Origin of the sequence: Pseudomonas sp. UBA7500 (assembly GCF_002478435.1) — a bacterium.
Lineage (GTDB): Bacteria > Pseudomonadota > Gammaproteobacteria > Pseudomonadales > Pseudomonadaceae > Aquipseudomonas > Aquipseudomonas palmensis.
Window position 1 is genome coordinate 1 of sequence record NZ_DLNW01000023.1, and the last position, 18,655, is coordinate 18,655.

Consider the following 18,655-nt stretch of genomic DNA (forward strand, 5'->3'; position numbering starts at 1 on the left):
TAGGGGTTTTGTCTTTGTGGGCTGAAAGTTTCCTGCAAGGCGGGCATAAAAAAACCACCTTGGGAGGTGGTTTTTTTACGTAATACGATTCAGGCCAGCGGGTCCGTCCTGTCCTTCTCGTCGGTGCCTTCTGCCGACAGTGTCTGTGAACCTGCCAGTGCATTGACCGCATCCATCTGTTGAGGCGGTTGCAGCTTGGCCATGGTTTTTATCTCCATTTCTTCCTTGATGCGTTGAGCGATCTGCTTGTCGATCAGTTCTTTCTTCTCAGGGGGTAACTCTTCGTATTCTTCAAGGCTCAGCCCAAGTTCGCGCAGCATCTTTTCGCGAATTTTCTGCTCGGGAGACAGTGCCATGTAGTCGCGAAACTCTTGCAAGGCAGTGCTCTCTGGTTCTTTCGTGTCGAAGATCTCTTCCAGGTTCTGCAGACTGACCTTGAACTTTGCGAACGCTTCTTGCTGGTTGTCGTGAAAGCGCTGCTCGGAGTGACTGGCACTCCCGCGCGTGTCGGACGTCGACTGAATGGCAACTGAAACAGGTACATACGGCACAGCATCGCTGTCTGTAGAAACACTGCTACGTTGCTGAGTGGTAGCGGCTACCTGCCAACCATAATCATTGATGATGCTCACCTGAAGGTCTCCCGATACTGTGCAGAGCAAGGGAAGAGCAAGGGCTGTGCCAGTTACCTCACGCTCTGAACCCTCTGTATTACAAGGGGGCAGCAATGCTCGGCCGTTTACTCTGGCACGCTGTTGCCCCAAAGAGGAGGATGATTGCCGCAGGCGGCAACAGCCAAGGCCTGCAGTTGGACGTGCGGTCGGTTCCGCCTGCCGCTTCCATTCTTTCGCGAGTATATTGTTCGAAATTTCGCGCAGGCTTTGGCGCATAACAATCGGCAGCACCATCATTGAGCTGGGGCGTAGTTGCTGGACAGGGGAGAGTGTCCATGAGTGAGAATACCGCTTGCGTGATGGCGCCATTGAGCGACCTGGGGCAAGAGCAACTGCAAACCCTTCTGGACCTGGTCAGTGATGGCATCTGGGACTGGAACGCCAACACCGGGCATGTCTATCGCAACCCGGGTTGGTATCGCATGCTGGGCTACCCCAGCCACTCGCTGGACAATACGGTGTTCACCTGGGAAAACGTCATTCACCCCGAGGACTACCCGCGGGTGATGGCCTGCTTCGAGGACTACCTGAGCCAGCGCGCGCCAAGCTACCAGGTGGAGTACCGTTGCCGTTGCAAGGATGGCAGCTACCTGTGGATCGAGGACAGCGGGCATGTGGTTGCGCGCAACCCTGATGGGTCGGTGGCCAGGATGTTCGGTGCACACCGCAACATCGACGACCGCAAGCGCCTGGTTGCCCATCTGGAGCAGCGCAACAGCTCGCTGGAGTCACTGATTGCCGAACGGACCCGGGAACTGTGCTGGGTGAACGAGCAACTGAAACGTCAGCTCGATGAGAACCGTGACCTGGCCGAGCGCGACTCGTTGACCCTGGCGGCCAATCGTTATCGCCTGGAAAAGGCCCTGCTTCAGGAATGCGAACGTGCCGGCCGCTTTCGTTTGCCCTTGAGCCTGATCCTGATGGATTTCGACGATTTCAAGCCGATCAATGATCGTTACGGCCACGCCCGTGGCGATACCGCCCTGGTAGAGGTGGTCGAACAGATCCGTAAGTGTGTCGGCCCCGAGCACCTGCTTGCCCGATGGGGGGGTGACGAGTTCATGGTGTTGATGCCAGGGAGTGACCTGCAGGCAGCAATGGCGGTAGCCGATGCCATCCGCCAGCAGGTGTTGAGGTTGCCCCCAATTGGCGAGCACCGCGTCACATTGAGTTTTGGCATCGCCCAGTGGCGTGGCGGCGAGCGCCCGGAGCAACTGGTCGCCCGTGCCGACCAGGCGCTCTATCGCGCCAAGGCCGGCGGCAAGAACCAGATCGCCTGATGCCTGGGCGTCGATGATCGACGCCCAGTGGTTCTGGCTACAGGTGCAACGCGTGCCCCAAGGCACGCAATGCAGCCTCCTGCACAGCCTCTCCGAGGGTAGGGTGGGCATGGATGGTTCCGGCCACATCCTCGAGCCGGGCGCCCATCTCCAGTGATTGTGCAAACGCGGTAGACAGTTCCGAAACCCCCACGCCGACAGCCTGCCAGCCCAGGATCAGATGATTGTCGCGACGCGCCACCACGCGTACGAAGCCGCTTTTGGATTCCAGCGTCATGGCCCTGCCATTGGCCGCGAACGGGAACTGCGCAACGATGCAATCCAGGCCTTGCTGTTGTGCGGCCTCGGGTGTCTTGCCTGCCACCACCACCTCGGGGTCGGTAAAGCACACTGCCGCGATGGCCACCGGATCGAAAACCCGCTGCTTGCCGGCGATGAGTTCGGCCACCATCTCGCCCTGGGCCATGGCGCGGTGGGCCAGCATCGGCTCGCCGCTCAGATCGCCGATTGCCCACACATTGCGCATGCTGGTCTGGCAACGCTCATCGATGGCAATGGCAGAGCCATTCATCTTGAGCTCCAGGGTTTCCAGGTTGAACCCTTGAGTGCGTGGCCGACGTCCTACGGCAACCAGCACCTGATCGGTTTCCAGCCTCAACTGTTCGCCATGCGGGTCCCTGATCTGCAGGCACTGGGTGGCGTTATCGAAGCCTTCGACGCTGTGCTTGAGGTACAGCGTCATGCCCAGTTTCTTCAGCGACTCGGCTACCGGCTGAGTGAGCTCGCTGTCATACGTAGGCAGGATACGCTCGCGCGCTTCCACCACGCTTACCTCGACCCCCAGCTTGCGGTAGGCAATACCCAGCTCCAGGCCGATATAGCCTGCACCCACCACCGTCAGGCGCCTTGGCAGGCGTTGCGGGGCCAGGGCTTCGGTGGACGAGATGATCGCGCCGCCCAGTGGGAGCATGGGCAGCTCCACACTGCTGGAGCCTGTGGCGAGCAGCAGGTGCTCGCACTGAATGCGCTGGCCTTCGACGTCGACGGTTTTGCCGTCGACGATCCTTGCCCAGCCATGAATCACCGTCACGCCGTGTTTCTTCAGCAAGGCGGCAACGCCGCTGGTCAGGCGGTCGACGATGCCGTCCTTCCAGGCCACGCTCTGGGTAATGTCCAGGCTGGGAGCCTGTACCTTGATCCCCAGGCTGGAGTGCTGGCTGTGCTGACAAGTCTGGTGGAACTGCTCCGCTACATGGATCAGTGCCTTGGATGGAATACAGCCGATGTTCAGGCAGGTGCCGCCCAGTGCCTGGCCTTCGACCAGTACAGTGGGGATGCCCAGTTGACCGGCACGAATCGCCGCGACATAACCGCCGGGGCCGCCCCCAATGATCAGCAGGGTGGTATTGAGAGTCTGCATGGTCACTCCACAAACAGGCTGGCAGGTTGTTCGAGCAGGCCGCGGATGGCCTGGATGAAGAGCGCGGCGTCCATGCCGTCGACCACACGATGGTCGAACGAACTGGACAGGTTCATCATCTTGCGCACCACGATCTGGCCGTTGACCACCATTGGCCGCTCGACGATGCGGTTGACCCCGACAATGGCCACCTCCGGCGTGTTCACCACCGGTGTGCTGACGATGCCGCCCAGTGCGCCGAGGCTGGTGAGCGTAATGGTCGAGCCGGACAGCTCTTCACGGCTGGCCTTGTTGTTGCGGGCGGCGTTGGCTACCCGGGCGATCTCGCTGGCATTGCTCCACAGGCTGCCGGCCTCGGCATGGTGCAGCACCGGTACCATCAGCCCGTTGTCGCCCTGGGTGGCGATACCCACATGCACTGCACCATGGCGGGTAATGAGCTGGGCTTCGTCGTCATAGGTGGCGTTGATCTGCGGGAATTCGCGCGCGGCGATCACCATTGCCCGTACCAGGAAGGGCAGCAGGGTCAGCTTGCCGCGGCTGTCACCATGCTTCTTGTTCAGGTGCACGCGCAGTTCTTCCAGCGCGGTCACGTCGATTTCCTCGACATAGCTGAAGTGCGCGACGCGGCGCTTGGCATCCTGCATGCGCTGCGCGATCTTGCGGCGCAGGCCGATCACTGGCACCTGCTCGTTGTCGTCACGCCTTGCATAGCCACCGGGGCCCGATGCACTGCTGGTACTCGGTTGAACGAGAAAAGCGTCCAGGTCTTCGTGCAGGATGCGCCCGGCAGGGCCACTACCATGTACATAGCGCAGCTCTATGCCCGCATCCAGCGCGCGCTTGCGCACCGCCGGGGAGGCCAGCGGACGCTCGTTGGCCTCACGTGGCACGATCGTCGGTGAACGCTGTGCGTTGCCTGAAGATGCCGCTGCCGGGGTAGACACGACGGCGGGCTGGGGTTGGGCTTCGGGTACGCTGGCCTTCGGTGCGGCAGCTACCGCAGGCGGCGTGGCTGCTGCCGGCTTGCCGGCGCCTTCCTGATAGTTGCCGGCCCCTTCGACCTCGATGCGAATCAGCTCGCTGCCTACGGCCATGACCTCACCGGGCTGGCCGCCCAGGGCCAGCACCTTGCCGGTGACCGGCGAAGGAATTTCCACGGTGGCCTTGTCGGTCATGACGTCGGCGACCACCTGATCTTCGGTGACGGTATCGCCGACCTTTACGAACCACTCCACCAGCTCAACCTGTGCGATGCCTTCGCCGATGTCCGGCATCTTGATGACGTGCGTGCCCATTCAGACCTCCATGACCCGTTTCAATGCCGCACCCACTCGCGATGGGCCGGGGAAGTACGCCCATTCCTGCGCGTGCGGGTAGGGGGTGTCCCAACCGGTGACGCGTTCGATCGGGGCTTCGAGGTGATGGAAGCAGTGCTCCTGTACCAGCGCTACCAGCTCGGCGCCAAAGCCGCAGGTGCGGGTGGCTTCGTGCACGACCACACAGCGGCCGGTCTTCTTCACCGACTCGACGATGGTCTCCAGGTCCAGTGGCCAGAGGCTGCGCAGGTCGATGACCTCGGCGTCGATGCCGGTCTCTTCGGCAGCCACCTGGGATACATACACCGTGGTGCCGTAGGTCAGTACCGTCACCGCATTGCCTGGGCGGGTGATGGCAGCCTTGTCCAGTGGCACGGTGTAGTAGCCATCCGGTACGGCGCTGGCGGGGTGTTTGGACCAGGGCGTTACCGGCCGGTCGTGGTGCCCGTCGAAAGGGCCGTTGTACAGGCGCTTGGGCTCCAGGAAGATCACCGGGTCGTCGTTTTCGATCGAGGCGATCAACAGGCCCTTGGCGTCGTAGGGGTTCGAAGGCATCACGGTACGCAGGCCGCAGACCTGGGTGAACATCGCCTCCGGGCTCTGGCTGTGGGTCTGGCCGCCGTAGATGCCGCCACCGCACGGCATGCGCAGGGTCAGCGGGGCCACGAACTCGCCGGCGGAGCGGTAGCGCAGGCGGGCCATCTCCGAGACGATCTGGTCCGAGGCAGGGTAGAAGTAGTCGGCAAACTGGATTTCCACCACAGGGCGCAGGCCATAGGCACCCATGCCCACGGCGGTGCCGACGATACCGCTTTCGGAGATCGGTGCGTCGAACACCCGCGACTTGCCGTACTTGTTCTGCAGCCCTTCGGTGCAGCGGAACACGCCGCCGAAGTAACCGACGTCCTGGCCATAGACGACAACATTGTCATCGCGCTCAAGCATGATATCCATGGCCGAACGCAGGGCCTGGATCATGGTCATGGTGGTAGTCGCCATGGCGGTTTCCAACTGGATAGTGGTGTTGTGATCGTTCATGTCAGATCCCCAGTTCCTGGCGCTGGCGCCGCAGGTGTTCCGGCATTTCCTTGTACACATCCTCGAAAATGCTCGCCGGGCTGGGCATCTGCCCGCCGGCCAGGGTGCCGTACTGCTCGGCTTCCTTCTGCGCACTGATGATTTCGGCTTCCAGCTCAGCAGTCACCGCCTGATGCTCTTGCTCCGACCAGTGCCCGATGGCCACCAGGTGCTGCTTGAGGCGGGCGATCGGGTCGCCGAGGGGGAAGTGGCTCCAGTCGTCGGCCGGACGGTACTTGGACGGGTCGTCCGACGTGGAGTGCGGCCCGGCGCGGTAGGTCACCCATTCGATCAGGGTCGGGCCCAGGCCGCGGCGGGCACGTTCGGCGGCCCAGCGCGAGGCCGCGTACACCGCGATGAAGTCGTTGCCGTCGACCCGCAGCGAAGCGATGCCACAGCCAACGCCGCGGCCGGCGAAGGTGGTGGATTCACCACCGGCGATGGCCTGGAAGGTGGAGATGGCCCACTGGTTGTTGACCACGTTGAGAATCACCGGGGCCTGGTACACGTGTGCGAAGGTCAGCGCGGTGTGGAAGTCCGACTCGGCCGTAGCACCATCGCCGATCCAGGCCGAAGCGATCTTGGTATCGCCCTTGATGGCCGAGGCCATGGCCCAGCCGACCGCCTGCACGAACTGGGTCGCCAGGTTACCGCTGATGGTGAAGAAGCCGGCTTCGCGCACCGAGTACATGATGGGCAGTTGGCGACCCTTGAGCGGGTCGCGCTCGTTGGACAGCAGCTGGCAGATCATTTCCACCAGCGACACGTCGCGGGCCATCAGGATGCTCTGCTGGCGGTAGGTGGGGAAGCACATGTCGCTGCGGTTCAAGGCCAGTGCCTGGCCGCTGCCGATGGCTTCCTCGCCCAGACTCTGCATGTAGAAGGACATCTTCTTCTGGCGCTGCGCAACGACCATGCGGCTGTCGAACAGCCGGGTCTTGAGCATCGCGCGCATGCCTTGGCGCAGCACTTCGGGGCCGATGTCCTCGGCCCAGGGGCCAAGCGCACGGCCCTGTTCGTCGAGCACGCGGATCAGCCCGTAGGCAAGGTCGGCGGTACCGGCGGGTTCGGCATCGATGGCGGGTTTGCGGACCTGACCGGCGTCATTCAGACGCAGGTAGGAAAAATCGGTCTGGCAGCCTGGCCGGCCTGTAGGCTCGGGCACATGCAGACGCAGGGGGGCGTACTCGTTCATGCTTTTTTACGCTCGCTCTGTCTTGTGTTTTTGTTGAGCTTTGAAGCGGTCGCTACTGAACCCGGCTTGTGACCGGAGAGTCAGTCTTGCCTACATCATATTCCGCTGGCGGAAGAATATTTTTCTCAAGTTCATTGCCTTTGGGCTGGCTTGCGGATAAACATTCTTCAAAAGAACAAGAAGCAGGTGAATTTGTCTCATGCGCAAACTGGATCGTACTGACATCGGCATTCTCAACAGCCTTCAGGACAATGCCCGCATCACCAACGCCGAGCTGGCCCGTTCGGTAAATCTGTCGCCCACCCCCTGTTTCAACCGGGTCAAGGCGCTGGAGGAGCTTGGCGTGATTCGCCAGCAGGTGACCTTGCTGTCGCCCGAAGTGCTGGGGCTGGACGTGAACGTGTTCATCCACGTCAGCCTGGAAAAACAGGTGGAGCAATCGCTGCACCGCTTCGAAGAGGAAATCGCCGAGCGCCCGGAAGTGATGGAGTGCTACCTGATGACCGGCGACCCGGATTACCTGCTGCGTGTACTGCTGCCGAGCATCCAGGCCCTGGAGCGGTTTCTGGACTACCTCACCCGCTTGCCCGGGGTGGCCAATATTCGCTCCAGCTTCGCCCTCAAGCAGGTGCGCTACAAGACTGCGCTGCCGCTGCCGGCCAACGGTATTACGCTGCCAGGCACAGTGTAGACAGCTTCTACGGGTTGGCTGGCGGCGTTCGTCCAGCGATCGGGACTATATGGTGCTTGATATTTTTAACACCCCCGGACTATGTTGTTCGGGTCGCCGTTCGCGGCTTGTTAAAAATAACAAGGATCAAGTCATGACGACCAATGGCCAACGTTCTCTCGCCGAGCGATTGACGGGCATTGATGAAATCGAATGCGTCACCCCCGACCTCAATGGCGTGCCTCGCGGCAAGGTGATGACCGCCGAGGGGTTCCTGGAAGGGCGGCGCCTGCAGATGGCACGCGGCGTGCTGCTGCAGTGCATCATGGGCGGATACCCTGCGGCACGCTTCTATGGCAGCGACGACGGCGACCTTGCCCTGGCGGCCGACCCCCTGCATATCTACCGCCTGCCCTGGAGCGACGAACCAAGGGCACTGGCGATCTGCGATGCCAATGAGCTCGATGGACAGAGCTCGGGCTTGTCCACCCGCGGCCAGCTCAAGGCGGTGATCGAGCGGTATCGCACGCACGGCCTGGCGCCAGTGGTGGCCACCGAACTCGAGTTCTTCGTGTTCGCTCCCAATCCCGACCCGAGCCAGCCGTTCCTGCCGCCCACCGGGCTGGACGGTCGGCGCGAGGACGGCCATTCGGCGTTCAGTGTCAGTTCCAACAATGGCCTGCGCCCGTTCTTCAGCGAGGTCTACCGTTGCATGGAGGCCCTGGGCCTGCCGCGCGACACCTTCATGCACGAGATGGGCGTCAGCCAGTTCGAGATCAACCTGCTGCACGGTGACCCGCTGCTGCTTGCCGACCAGACCTTCCTGTTCAAGCACCTGCTCAAGGAGGTTGCGCTCAAGCATGGCCTGAATGTGGTGTGCATGGCCAAGCCGCTGGCCAGAACTCCAGGCAGTTCGATGCACATTCACCAGAGCGTGGTCGAGATCGACAACGGCCGCAACGTGTTCAGCGACGCCCAGGGGCAGCCCACGCCCGCCTTCTATCACTTCATCGGCGGCCAGCAGGCGTGCATGGCCGACTTCACCGCGTTGTTCGCGCCCAACGTCAATTCCTATCAGCGCCTGTGTCACCCCTATGCCTCGCCCAACAATGCCTGTTGGTCTGAAGACAACCGCGCTGCGGGCCTGCGTATTCCTGCCAGCGCACCGGTAGCGCGCAGGGTCGAGAACCGCCTGCCCGGGGCCGATACCAACCCCTACCTGGCCATCGCCGCCAGCCTGGCGGCCGGCTTGTACGGCATCGAACAGCAACTGGAGCCGGCGCCAGCGATCCAGGGCGAATTCGAGGTGCCCGACAACCTGTCACTGCCCTGCACGCTGCACGCGGCACTGGAGCGTCTCAAGCGCAGCCAGTTGGCGAGGGAACTGTTCGGGACTGAGTTCATCGAAGGTTACATCGCGTCCAAGACCCTGGAACTGACCAGCTTCTTCGACGAGATCACCCCGTGGGAGCGGCGCGTGCTGGCGGCACAGGCGTAACTGCGGGGCGGCAATGCCGCCTGGCGCCAGGGTAAGCGGAGGCAGGTGGCAGCCATGATCGAGATCATGGTTTGTCACCTGTTTTTTTATGCCCGGCCCGCCGCGTCGGCGTTTTTTTCACTTATGCTTTCAAGCAGTTTTTTCACCTGCTCAAGGGGCCCTCAGGGACGTCGATGCGAAGTATCTGGAAGTCTTTTCGCGCGCTGTATTTCGCCGCATTGATGATGTTGATCGGTTCCGGCCTGTTGAGCACCTACCTGGCCCTGCGCCTGGCGGCCGATCAGGTCGACAGCCTGTGGGTCGGTGCGCTGATGGCGGCCAACTATTTCGGCCTGGCGCTGGGGGGCAAGATCGGTCACCGGCTGATCGCCAGGGTGGGGCATATCCGCGCCTACGCTACGTGTGCCGGCATCGTCGGCGCAGCGGTGCTTGGTCATGGTCTGGTCAGCTGGCTGCCGGCCTGGCTGCTGCTGCGGGTGATCGTCGGCCTGGGCATGATGTGCCAGTACATGGTGATCGAGAGCTGGCTCAACGAACAGGCCGACGCCAAGCAGCGTGGGGCGGTGTTCAGCGGTTACATGATCGCCTCCTATCTGGGCCTGGTACTGGGCCAGCTGATTCTGGTGGTTCACCCGCAGCTGGGCCTGGAGCTGCTGATGCTGGTGGCCATGTGCTTTGCGCTGTGCCTGGTTCCGGTGGCCCTAACCCGGCGCATCCACCCCGCACCGCTGCGTCCGGCCCCCATGGAGCCGCGGTTCTTCATCAAGCGCGTCCCCCAGTCGCTGAGTACGGTGCTGGGGGCGGGGCTGATCGTGGGGTCGTTCTATGGTCTGGCGCCTCTGTACGCCTCCAAGCAGGGGCTCAGTACAGAACAGGTCGGTGTGTTCATGGGCTGCTGCATCTTTGCCGGCCTGCTGGTGCAGTGGCCATTGGGCTGGTTGTCGGACCGTTACGACCGGGCCGTGCTGATTCGCAGTGTGGCGGTGGGGCTGGCCGTCACCTCCCTGCCATTGGCGCTGCTGCCGAGCGTGCCGCTCGAGGTGCTGTTCATCACCGGTTTTGCGGTCTCGCTGCTGCAGTTCTGCCTCTACCCGCTGGCGGTGGCGTTTTCCAACGACCACGTTGAAAGCGAGCGACGGGTCTCGCTCACCGCGATGCTGCTGGTGACCTATGGCGTGGGGGCGAGCATCGGGCCGCTGGTGGCCGGTGTGCTGATGAAGACCCTGGGCGACCAGATGCTGTACGCGTTCTTCTGTTTCTTCGCGCTGGTGCTGGTGTGGCGCATCCGTCCCAAAGCTGTTACCAACCTGCATCAGGTCGAGGATGCGCCATTGCTTCACGTAGCGATGCCGGCGGCAGGTTCACCGCTGTCTGCGGCGCTCGACCCGCGGGTTGATGAGCAGGTGGTGCAGGATCAGATGCAGGCACCGGTAGGTGCCGAAGATACCGAGGAGGAGGGCTCGCCCGGGGAGGCTGAGGGCGTCGAACCTGTCAAGCCTGCGCCAGAAGTGTGAGTGGCGTGGGGGCAGATAGTGGCGAAGGGCTGCGTCTGAGTTCCGCCGGCAGGCGGGGCGCCAGGCGCCCCTTTGCGGATGAATCCGTTGCCGCTGAATGGGTAGCTACCCTTGGAAATGTGAAGCGTGATGTCTATCAGTAATCGTCTTTGTCGAAGCGTCGCGCTTCACGTTGCAGCTGGTACACAAAACTTTCGATCTTGCGCGCCATCTGTCCTGTCACGTTATGAAAGCGAATGCCGGCGAAGGTGGCGTTCAAGCGCTCTTCATAGTGCAGGTGGCGCAGCTCGACCATTACCTGAGAAAGCCCCAGCGGCAGGCCGGTAGCAAACTTCTCGTAGACCTGGCCCAACTGCAACCGCTCCTCGATATCGCCCTCGAAGCGAAGCTTGCAGCCAGTAGCCGAAATATCCAGCAGCTTGCCCTTGAGCGGGTGCTCGCCACGCAGTTTCTCGCCGTCGAAAATCACGTCGACCAGTTGCGACAGCTTCAGTGCCGCGCGAAACGCATTGCGACGCTGGTGATAGGTAACTTCTGTGGGCAGGCTGCCGCGGTAGCAGCGTGAGCCGTCAGAGGTGCTGATGCTCAGCGGGGTAGTGCAGTCCCAGGCAATGCGCACGCCGTCATGGAAGCCTTCGATACGGAATGGTTCGCCATTTTCGAGGAAGCGTTCGCCATCGCGCGGGATCATTTCGTCCAGGGCCATGCTGTTGCTGTCCCGGTCTACCTCCACCACATAACTCTGGAAGCGCTGGCTGCGTTCGGGGAACGTGATGATCAGTGGGTCATGGCTCTCTAGCAACATCCGCAAATGAGCGGCAATTTCCAAAGGCGTAGTCAGCACCTTCGGAGGCTGAGGAGCTTCTTCGTCATTGAACACGGTTGATGAATCTCCAGGCAAAAACGACACAGGCAATTGCTGGCATTCTGCCAGCATGAATCGTGCCTTGATAGAGGGGGTCACGCCTGGCTGAGTGCACGAGGCTTTGAAAGCGGCGATGTAGTGCCACGGGCATCGTAGAGCGACGGTGATTCGCCACCCATGAGGATCTTGATCTGGTTTTCGGTGGTGTACTGCTGAAGCTGGATCGCCTGGCCGTTGCGTGCGTTGACCGCCTGGCAATCATTCATCAGCGCAGCCAGCACATCGAGCTGCTCGATGAGCAGGGAGCCCAGGTCCGATTGCTCGGCCATGGCCACTACACCTTCGCGGCTTTGCGGCAGGCCCAGGTTCGCAAGCAGCGCACTACGTCGTTGTCCGCCTTGATCGAGCAGCACCACCAGCGATTGCTTGCGGGCCAGAATATTTTCCAGCAAGGGCATGTCGCGGCCATGCAGGGCCACGGCTTCAGCCTGCAACAACTCGAGCAGTTGTTGCGCTGGAGCAATATCATCTTCGATCAGTTGCAGCAGAGTAGTGTCGTGCATTGGCTGGCTCTTGGTTCTAGCGTCCTGAAGTCAGCGCGCCAGAGGGCTAGCGCTGGGCTTCGAAATTAAGCAGTTTGCTGGCGACGCGCTGGGCGTCCACCTGGTAGCTGCCGTCGGCGATGGCCTGTTTCAACTCGGCCACGCGGGCGCTGTTGACAACCGGTTGATCGCGCAGCTTGTCGCTGACCTGTTGCAACTGCTGGGCCTCGTGGCTCAGGTGTACGGCTTCTCCGCTCTGGCCAGCCTCGGTAGCGCTGGTGGCGGTGCGAGCAGTGGCCGTGCTTTCCTGGCTGTTGCCAGTGCGCACGGCGCCCGTCACGGACGGGGAATTATTCAAACGACTGAAGTCGATGACCATGATCAGAAAACCTCTGGGTGTTTGGACGCTTGCCTTGTTTTCGGCCAACCCGAAAGAAACTTTAGACGCAAATGCAGTGCAGCTTGCGCGGCCAGCCCATCAACCCGGTTCGACACAGTTTAGGAAAAGCGGTTCCTGATCGCCAGCCTTGTTTGTTCTGGCGTCGTGACCCGCTTCACATCGCGACTTCCACCTGCCCTGGTCCAGTGACCCGTGCCTTCACCACCCGTTTGGAGTTCAGATTGCGTACCCGTATCTGTTCACTGATGCCGCCCTTGCTCAAGGCTTCTCCCGGCATGCGCACGCTCAGCGTGCCGCTGCGGGCGATGATGACCACATGATCGCCCTTGCGGACCACTTCGGCCTGCTCCAGATGCAGCGGCGTGAGCACCTGATCGATGACCGTCGGTCGGATGACCTTCAGGCCCACGGCCTGCTCCAGGCTGGTCAGGTAGCCCTGGTTGAGCATGCCCACGTCCCGCTCGCGCAGGCTCACGTCCTGTTCGCCGACCACGCTGTCGCGCTTGAGCGGACGCGCCACGGTCACCACATTGCGAAACAGCCGCACCTGGGCCGGCACGAACACCGTCCACGGGGAGCTGCCATCGCAGCGTACGCGCACGGTCACCCTGCCCAGCGGTTGCGCCGGGCTTTCCAGGGTGGCGCCCAGTTGCTGGTCGCACAGTGGCATGCGCAGGCGCGGGTCGAGGCTGTTGACCTGGATCTCGAAGCGCCCTTCGGTCTGGCTGGTCGCCAGGTAATCCTCGACCGTGAATTCAAGAAACCCCTGAGTGACACCGATAAGCTGTTCAGGCAAGGTGAAAGCGTCAGCCAGAGTTCGAACGCCGGGGGCCAGCAGGCACAGCGCAGCAAGGATGCCGGGCAAGGGGCGGGTCAGGCGTCGGAAAAATGTCGTTTTCGTGTTCATACAGTTAAAAAAGCAAGGCGCGTGCCGACTGCGGTACGACGCTCGAGCATTTGGTCGAGGAGTCTGGCATGGCTGGTGTAATGGATTCGGTTAACCAGCGCACACAACTGGTAGGGCAGAACCGTCTCGAACTGCTGTTGTTCCGCCTCAATGGCGAGCAGCTGTACGGGATCAACGTGTTCAAGGTGCGGGAGGTGCTGCAATGCCCGAACCTGACCGTGATGCCCAAGTCCAACCCGGTGGTGCGCGGTGTGGCGAATATTCGTGGGGCAACCATCCCGATCCTGGATCTGGCGATGGCGACCGGCATGCCCGGTCTGAGTGAAGATGTCAGCAAGAGCTTCGTGATCATCACCGAGTACAACACCAAGACCCAGGGGTTTCTGGTGCACTCGGTCGAACGCATCGTCAACATGAACTGGGAGGAGATCCATCCGCCACCCAAGGGCACCGGTCGTGACCATTACCTGACGGCCGTGACCCGGGTGGACGGCAAGATGGTCGAGATCATCGACGTGGAGAAGATCCTCGCCGAGGTCTCGCCGACCTCCGAGGCGATCTCCCTGGGTGTGGTCGACGAAGAAGTGCAGGTCAAGGCCGTGTCGCTGCGCGTGCTCACCGTGGATGACTCCTCGGTGGCACGCAAGCAGGTCAGCCGTTGCCTGCAGACGGTGGGGGTCGAGGTGGTTGCGCTCAACGACGGCCGGCAGGCGCTGGATTACCTGCGCAAGATGGTCGATGAGGGCAAGCATCCGGAAGAGGAATTCCTGATGATGATTTCCGACATCGAGATGCCGGAAATGGACGGCTATACCCTGACTGCAGAAATCCGCAACGACCCGCGCATGCAAAAGTTGCACATCATCCTGCATACTTCGCTTTCCGGCGTCTTCAACCAGGCCATGGTCAAGAAGGTGGGCGCGGATGATTTTCTCGCCAAGTTCCGGCCGGATGACCTGGCGCAACGCGTGGTCGACCGGATCAAGGCCACCCACTAACGGCCAGGGCTCGTCCCTGGCGTTACACATGATTTAAGAGGCGGCATCATTGTCTACGGGTAATTTGGATTTCGAACAATTCCGGGTCTTCCTGGAAAAAGCCTGTGGCATCCTGCTGGGCGAAAACAAGCAGTATCTGGTCTCCAGCCGTCTCAACAAGCTGATGGAACAGCAGGGCATCAAATCGTTGAGCGAGCTGGTGCAGCGGATCCAGACCCAGCCGCGCAGCGGCTTGCGCGAGCAGGTGGTCGATGCGATGACCACCAACGAAACCCTGTGGTTTCGCGACAACTATCCGTTCGAGGTGCTCAAGAACAAGGTCTTGCCCGAGCAGATCAAGGCCAACCCTGGCCAGCGCCTGCGCATCTGGTCGGCGGCCTGTTCGTCGGGGCAGGAGCCGTACTCGATCTCCATGGCCATCGATGAGTTCGAGCGCAGCAACATCGGGCAATTGAAGATGGGCGCGCAGATCGTCGCCACCGACCTGTCCGGCTCGATGCTGGCCAACTGCAAGACCGGTGAGTACGACAGCCTGGCCATTGCCCGTGGCTTGTCCCAGGAGCGCCTGCAACGCTATTTCGACCCCAAGGGGCCGGGGCGCTGGGCAGTCAAGGCTCCGATCCGCAGCCGCGTCGAGTTTCGTTCGTTCAACCTGCTCGACAGCTACGCGAGCCTGGGCAAGTTCGATATCGTGTTCTGCCGCAACGTGCTGATCTACTTCTCCGCCCAGGTGAAGAAGGACATCCTGCTGCGCATTCACGGCACGCTCAAGCCCGGCGGTTACCTGTTCCTGGGGGCGTCCGAGGCGCTCAACGGGCTGCCCGACCATTACCAGATGGTGCAGTGCAGCCCGGGGATCATCTACCAGGCCAAGTGAAAAGAAAAAGGCCGGTGTCGCGAGACACCGGCCTTTTTCATGCAGCTGCTGTCATCGATCAGAAGTCGTAACGCACCTTGGCCGAGAACACATCGGCGTCAAAGCCCGATTTGCCGATGTAGTCGTAGTTCACGCCCAGGGTCACCGCGCCCAGCTTGTAGTCGGCGCCTACGCCGGCTTCGTAGCTGTTGCGCACGGCCTTGGCGCCGCTGGTGACGAACGGGGTGCTACCCAGCAGGAAGGTCGAGGTGCTCTTGGCTTCGTCCGCCGCGAAGTCATGGTATGCCATCAGGCGAGCCTGTGGCTGCAGGGTGCCGGCGCCCAGCGGATACTCGCCGGCAACGCGCAGGCCTGCGCCCAGCTCGATGGCCTCGTAGCGCTGGTCTTCGACCTTCAGTGCAGCCGACGAACCCTTCTCGCGGTAACCGTCGATGTTCACCAGGCTGTAGCGCGCGGCAATGCGCGGCTCGACCAGCATCTGCGGGTTGATGTGATAGGTGTAGCCACCCACCACGTTCAGGCCCAGCAGGTCGCTGTCGTAATCGGCCTTGGCCGAGGTGCCGGCAATCTTGCGTTTGCTGTCGTTGTCGTTCAAGCCATAGCTCAGGCTGGCATCGACGAAGTAGTTACCCTGCTCGAAGCCGCCGTACAGCGTGAAGGCGTGGCTGTCCACCTTGGTCTGGTTGCCGCTTTTGCCGTTGACGTCGGTGTTGATGAAGCTGTATGCCAGGCCCAGGGTCAGGTTGTCGTTGAGCTTGCCGTCGGCACCCACCGCGATGCCGCGGCTGTAGGCGTTGTAGCCGGCCACGCCGTCGCGCAGGTCCTGGCTGGCATCGCTGTAGAGGGTCTGCACCCACACGCCGGTGTTCTTGAACGCTTCGCCCGAGGAGGCGCCGCGCAGGCTGCTGGTACGGCTGCCGGTGACATTGCTCACCAGGTTCTGGCTGGTGGTGGCTGCCTGGGTGGCGCCGCCGTTGACTTCAGGTGTCAGTTGCTCGGCCAGCTTGGCCAGCTGGGCCTCGTCGGCATTGGCGAAGGCTTGCAGCAGCGGGTCGTTGGCGCTCAGTTTGCTCAGGATGCTGTCGCGGTTCAGGCTGCCCAGGGCCAGTTGGCTGTTGGCCGAGGCACCCTGGCCGACCAGGATGTCGGTGACTTCTTCGGCGCCCTTGCCGGTGACGGTAGCCACCAGCTTGTTGTCCTGCAGGCTGTAGCTGTCGATCTTGAGCAGGGCCGAGCTGCTCACCAGGTTCAGCTTGCCGTTGGCGTCGACATTGTCGGAAGCGTCCAGCAGATCGATGCGCCCGGCCTGGAACAGGTTGTACGTGCTGCCTTGGGCGCTGAAGTCGCTGCCCTGTGCGGCCAGGCGAATCTGTGCGCCCTTGCCGAACTCGGCAGTACCGCTGACGGCCACCACGGCGGTGTCGGCACGGGTGGCGCTGCTCAGGTTCAAGTCCAGCGACGAGTTGCCGGCCACGTACAGGTTGCCGTCGATGGTGGTGTGCGGCTGCACGAAGTTCAGGTGCGCTGGCGCATTGCGGCTGACGCTGCCCACGTCCATCCAGCCGCCCTGGCGCAGACGGATGTTGGCACCGTCGCTGCTGCTGTCGGTGCCGCTGAAGTCCACCTTGCCGTACACCTCGACGGTGGTCAGGTCGATCAGGTTGCCGGTGATCTTGCTGCCGTCCAGCAAGGTCAGGTACACGCTGCGCTCGGTTTCGGAGGCATCGACCGCTTCGTCTTCGGAGATCAGCGTGCCGCTGTTGACGATTTCCAGCCCTGCATAGCTGTTGTACAGCCGGTTGTCATCGTAGGCATCGATGTCGAAGTTGCCGATCACGATGGCCGCATCGGTCGCCTTGATGGTGCCGGTGTTGACGATCTGGCGCTCGGTGGTGGTGAAGCTGGCGCCGTCCACACGGATGCCTTCGGCGTCATCGCCGGTGGCGATGATGGTGCCGTTGTTGACGATGCCGGCCAGGTCGACCATGTCCACATTCTGCCCGTTGAAGCTGGTAGTGGCGTCGATGGCGGTAGCGCCGTCGCCGGTAACCTGGATCAGGCCGTTGTTGATCAGCTTGCCGTCGATACGGCCGCCTTCCAGGTTGATGCCCTTGGCGCTGGTGCCCTTGGCGATGATGCGGCCAGTGGTGTCATTGAGCAGGTCGCCCTTGATCGTGCCGGTGAAGTCCAGTGCACGGGCCACGTCCATTTCGCTGCCGTCGAGCAGCGGTTCGCCGGTAGCGCTGAGCAGGCCCTGGTTGATGACGCTGCCATTGATGGTGGCCGGGTCGATCATCAGGGCATTGGAGCCGCCGCCCACGGCGCTGATGCTGCCCTTGTTGATCAGGTTGCCGTCGATCTGGTTGCTGGCCCAGCTGCTGCCGTCTTCCCAGGCGTCCAGGTCGATGCCGCCGGCAAAGTCGCCGCTGCTGTTGATCGTGGTGTTGAGAATCAGGTCGCCCTTGACGTGGTTGCCGTTGAATTCGATCGCGTCTTCGGCGGCACTGCCGGTGTAGGCGCCAGTGAATTCGAGGTTGCCTTCGTAGGTCTTGTGCTCGCTGATGAAGCCGGCATCGGTCAACTCGATGGTCTGGGCGCCGACAGGCAGGGCGGTGGCAGTGATTGCCAGGGCGAGCAGGGTCTTGCGAAACATCACAGGAGTCACGGTTTATTCCTTAAACACAGCGTATTGAATTCGGCGCTTGCCTGCGTGGCGTGACGGCTGTGCGGTGATAGCCAGATGCCACGTAGCGGAGCGGGACGGATCTTAGATGAGAGATGGCGAATTGACATTAAAATTTGACGACAAAAGGGCGCAGGGTGGGGTTGCCGCTGCCAGGCAATTGCCGCTTTGCCGGTGTCTGGCGGAAATCCGTTGCCGCTTTTCTGGCATTACCATCGCTGGCAAGCGCGGCAAAGCCCCGGCTTTGCTGGGTTTTGTGTTTTGGCACGGGACTTGCTCTATCACCGGCAACGAACCCTACGGTCAACCTTCAAAGGTTTCCCCGACATGAGCATCAGTTTCGACAAAGCGCTTGGCATTCACGAAAAGGCACTGGGCTTTCGCGCCCAGCGTGCCGAAGTGCTGGCCAACAACATCGCCAACGCCGACACGCCCAACTACAAGGCGCGCGACATGGACTTCTCGTCCGTGCTGGCGGCCGAGACCGACAAGGTCAAGAACGGCCATTTCTCCCTCGAGCGCACCAACACCCGGCACATCGAGGCCCAAGGCCTGGCGATGGGTGACGAAACCCTGCAGTACCGCACGCCCATGCAGCCCTCGATCGACCAGAACACCGTTGACGCGCAGCTCGAGCAATCCAGCTATGCCGAGAACGCCGTGGGTTTCCAGGCCAGCTTCACGCTGCTCAACAGTAAATTCAAAGGGCTGGTGTCAGCCCTGCGCGGAGAGTAAG

General features: G+C 61.9%; 18 protein-coding genes. 7 read left to right on the forward strand and 11 right to left on the reverse strand.

The features are described 5' to 3' along the window. Positions 1-89 precede the first annotated feature (89 nt). Positions 90-632, reverse strand: coding sequence for a hypothetical protein (locus tag B4I46_RS10610; protein ID WP_058542066.1), 543 nt, complete (start codon positions 630-632; stop codon positions 90-92). Between the two features lie 317 nt (positions 633-949). Here B4I46_RS10610 and B4I46_RS10615 point away from each other — a divergent pair, with 317 nt between their 5' ends. Then, positions 950-1,954 carry a sensor domain-containing diguanylate cyclase gene (locus B4I46_RS10615; protein WP_054915652.1) on the forward strand — a complete coding sequence of 335 codons (1,005 nt, stop codon included), beginning with the start codon at positions 950-952 and terminating at the stop codon, positions 1,952-1,954. A 37-nt stretch (positions 1,955-1,991) separates the two neighbouring features. On the opposite strand, the gene lpdA is transcribed toward B4I46_RS10615, so the two are convergent. Genes lpdA through B4I46_RS10635 form a run of 4 tightly spaced genes read right to left on the reverse strand, consistent with a single transcriptional unit; the run spans position 1,992 to position 6,965 of the window. Next, positions 1,992-3,374, reverse strand: a complete 1,383-nt coding sequence (lpdA, locus tag B4I46_RS10620) for a dihydrolipoyl dehydrogenase (protein ID WP_286900081.1) — start codon at positions 3,372-3,374, stop codon at positions 1,992-1,994. A 2-nt stretch (positions 3,375-3,376) separates the two neighbouring features. Continuing rightward, on the reverse strand, positions 3,377-4,672 hold the full coding sequence (locus B4I46_RS10625) for a dihydrolipoamide acetyltransferase family protein (RefSeq protein WP_286900084.1): 1,296 nt from the start codon (positions 4,670-4,672) through the stop codon (positions 3,377-3,379). Beyond that, the gene (locus B4I46_RS10630; RefSeq protein WP_043861770.1) at positions 4,673-5,731 is read right to left on the reverse strand and encodes an alpha-ketoacid dehydrogenase subunit beta; all 1,059 of its coding nucleotides are present in this window, start codon (positions 5,729-5,731) and stop codon (positions 4,673-4,675) included. Position 5,732: 1 nt separating this feature from the next. After that, positions 5,733-6,965, reverse strand: a complete 1,233-nt coding sequence (locus tag B4I46_RS10635; RefSeq protein WP_043861771.1) for a 3-methyl-2-oxobutanoate dehydrogenase (2-methylpropanoyl-transferring) subunit alpha — start codon at positions 6,963-6,965, stop codon at positions 5,733-5,735. 199 nt (positions 6,966-7,164) lie between these two features. Here B4I46_RS10635 and bkdR point away from each other — a divergent pair, with 199 nt between their 5' ends. From bkdR to B4I46_RS10650, 3 genes are all read left to right on the forward strand, one after another. After that, positions 7,165-7,656: a Bkd operon transcriptional regulator BkdR gene (gene bkdR, locus B4I46_RS10640; RefSeq protein WP_043861772.1), complete on the forward strand. Its 492-nt coding sequence runs from the start codon at positions 7,165-7,167 to the stop codon at positions 7,654-7,656. A 235-nt stretch (positions 7,657-7,891) separates the two neighbouring features. Further along, the gene (locus tag B4I46_RS10645; RefSeq protein WP_177332976.1) at positions 7,892-9,133 is read left to right on the forward strand and encodes a glutamine synthetase family protein; all 1,242 of its coding nucleotides are present in this window, start codon (positions 7,892-7,894) and stop codon (positions 9,131-9,133) included. A gap of 173 nt (positions 9,134-9,306) precedes the next feature. Continuing rightward, complete coding sequence (locus tag B4I46_RS10650; RefSeq protein ID WP_123753571.1) at positions 9,307-10,647, forward strand: MFS transporter; 1,341 nt, start codon at positions 9,307-9,309, stop codon at positions 10,645-10,647. A gap of 136 nt (positions 10,648-10,783) precedes the next feature. Here the strand turns inward: B4I46_RS10650 and B4I46_RS10655 are convergent, their stop codons facing one another. The 4 genes from B4I46_RS10655 to flgA all read right to left on the reverse strand — a co-directional run bounded on the left by B4I46_RS10655 (position 10,784) and on the right by flgA (position 13,361). Further along, on the reverse strand, positions 10,784-11,527 hold the full coding sequence (locus B4I46_RS10655) for a flagellar brake protein (protein ID WP_043861775.1): 744 nt from the start codon (positions 11,525-11,527) through the stop codon (positions 10,784-10,786). An 80-nt stretch (positions 11,528-11,607) separates the two neighbouring features. Beyond that, positions 11,608-12,075: a flagella synthesis protein FlgN gene (locus B4I46_RS10660; protein WP_043861776.1), complete on the reverse strand. Its 468-nt coding sequence runs from the start codon at positions 12,073-12,075 to the stop codon at positions 11,608-11,610. Positions 12,076-12,121: 46 nt separating this feature from the next. Beyond that, complete coding sequence (flgM, locus tag B4I46_RS10665; protein WP_043861777.1) at positions 12,122-12,433, reverse strand: flagellar biosynthesis anti-sigma factor FlgM; 312 nt, start codon at positions 12,431-12,433, stop codon at positions 12,122-12,124. Between the two features lie 175 nt (positions 12,434-12,608). Beyond that, positions 12,609-13,361: a flagellar basal body P-ring formation chaperone FlgA gene (gene flgA, locus B4I46_RS10670; RefSeq protein ID WP_043861778.1), complete on the reverse strand. Its 753-nt coding sequence runs from the start codon at positions 13,359-13,361 to the stop codon at positions 12,609-12,611. Between the two features lie 68 nt (positions 13,362-13,429). Here flgA and B4I46_RS10675 point away from each other — a divergent pair, with 68 nt between their 5' ends. Both B4I46_RS10675 and cheR read left to right on the forward strand, forming a co-directional pair. After that, a complete protein-coding gene (locus tag B4I46_RS10675) occupies positions 13,430-14,359 on the forward strand; it encodes a chemotaxis protein CheV (RefSeq protein ID WP_043861779.1) in 930 nt (309 codons plus the stop codon). Positions 14,360-14,408: 49 nt separating this feature from the next. Beyond that, on the forward strand, positions 14,409-15,236 hold the full coding sequence (cheR, locus tag B4I46_RS10680) for a protein-glutamate O-methyltransferase CheR (protein WP_043861780.1): 828 nt from the start codon (positions 14,409-14,411) through the stop codon (positions 15,234-15,236). A 58-nt stretch (positions 15,237-15,294) separates the two neighbouring features. Here the strand turns inward: cheR and B4I46_RS10685 are convergent, their stop codons facing one another. Together B4I46_RS10685 and B4I46_RS10690 are read right to left on the reverse strand one after the other, a co-directional pair. Continuing rightward, on the reverse strand, positions 15,295-17,889 hold the full coding sequence (locus B4I46_RS10685) for an autotransporter outer membrane beta-barrel domain-containing protein (RefSeq protein ID WP_286900187.1): 2,595 nt from the start codon (positions 17,887-17,889) through the stop codon (positions 15,295-15,297). A gap of 139 nt (positions 17,890-18,028) precedes the next feature. Further along, on the reverse strand, positions 18,029-18,187 hold the full coding sequence (locus B4I46_RS10690) for a hypothetical protein (RefSeq protein WP_286900092.1): 159 nt from the start codon (positions 18,185-18,187) through the stop codon (positions 18,029-18,031). A 59-nt stretch (positions 18,188-18,246) separates the two neighbouring features. Between B4I46_RS10690 and flgB the strand changes: the two genes are divergently transcribed. After that, a complete protein-coding gene (flgB, locus tag B4I46_RS10695; RefSeq protein WP_054915646.1) occupies positions 18,247-18,654 on the forward strand; it encodes a flagellar basal body rod protein FlgB in 408 nt (135 codons plus the stop codon). The last annotated feature ends 1 nt before the right edge of the window (position 18,655 follow it).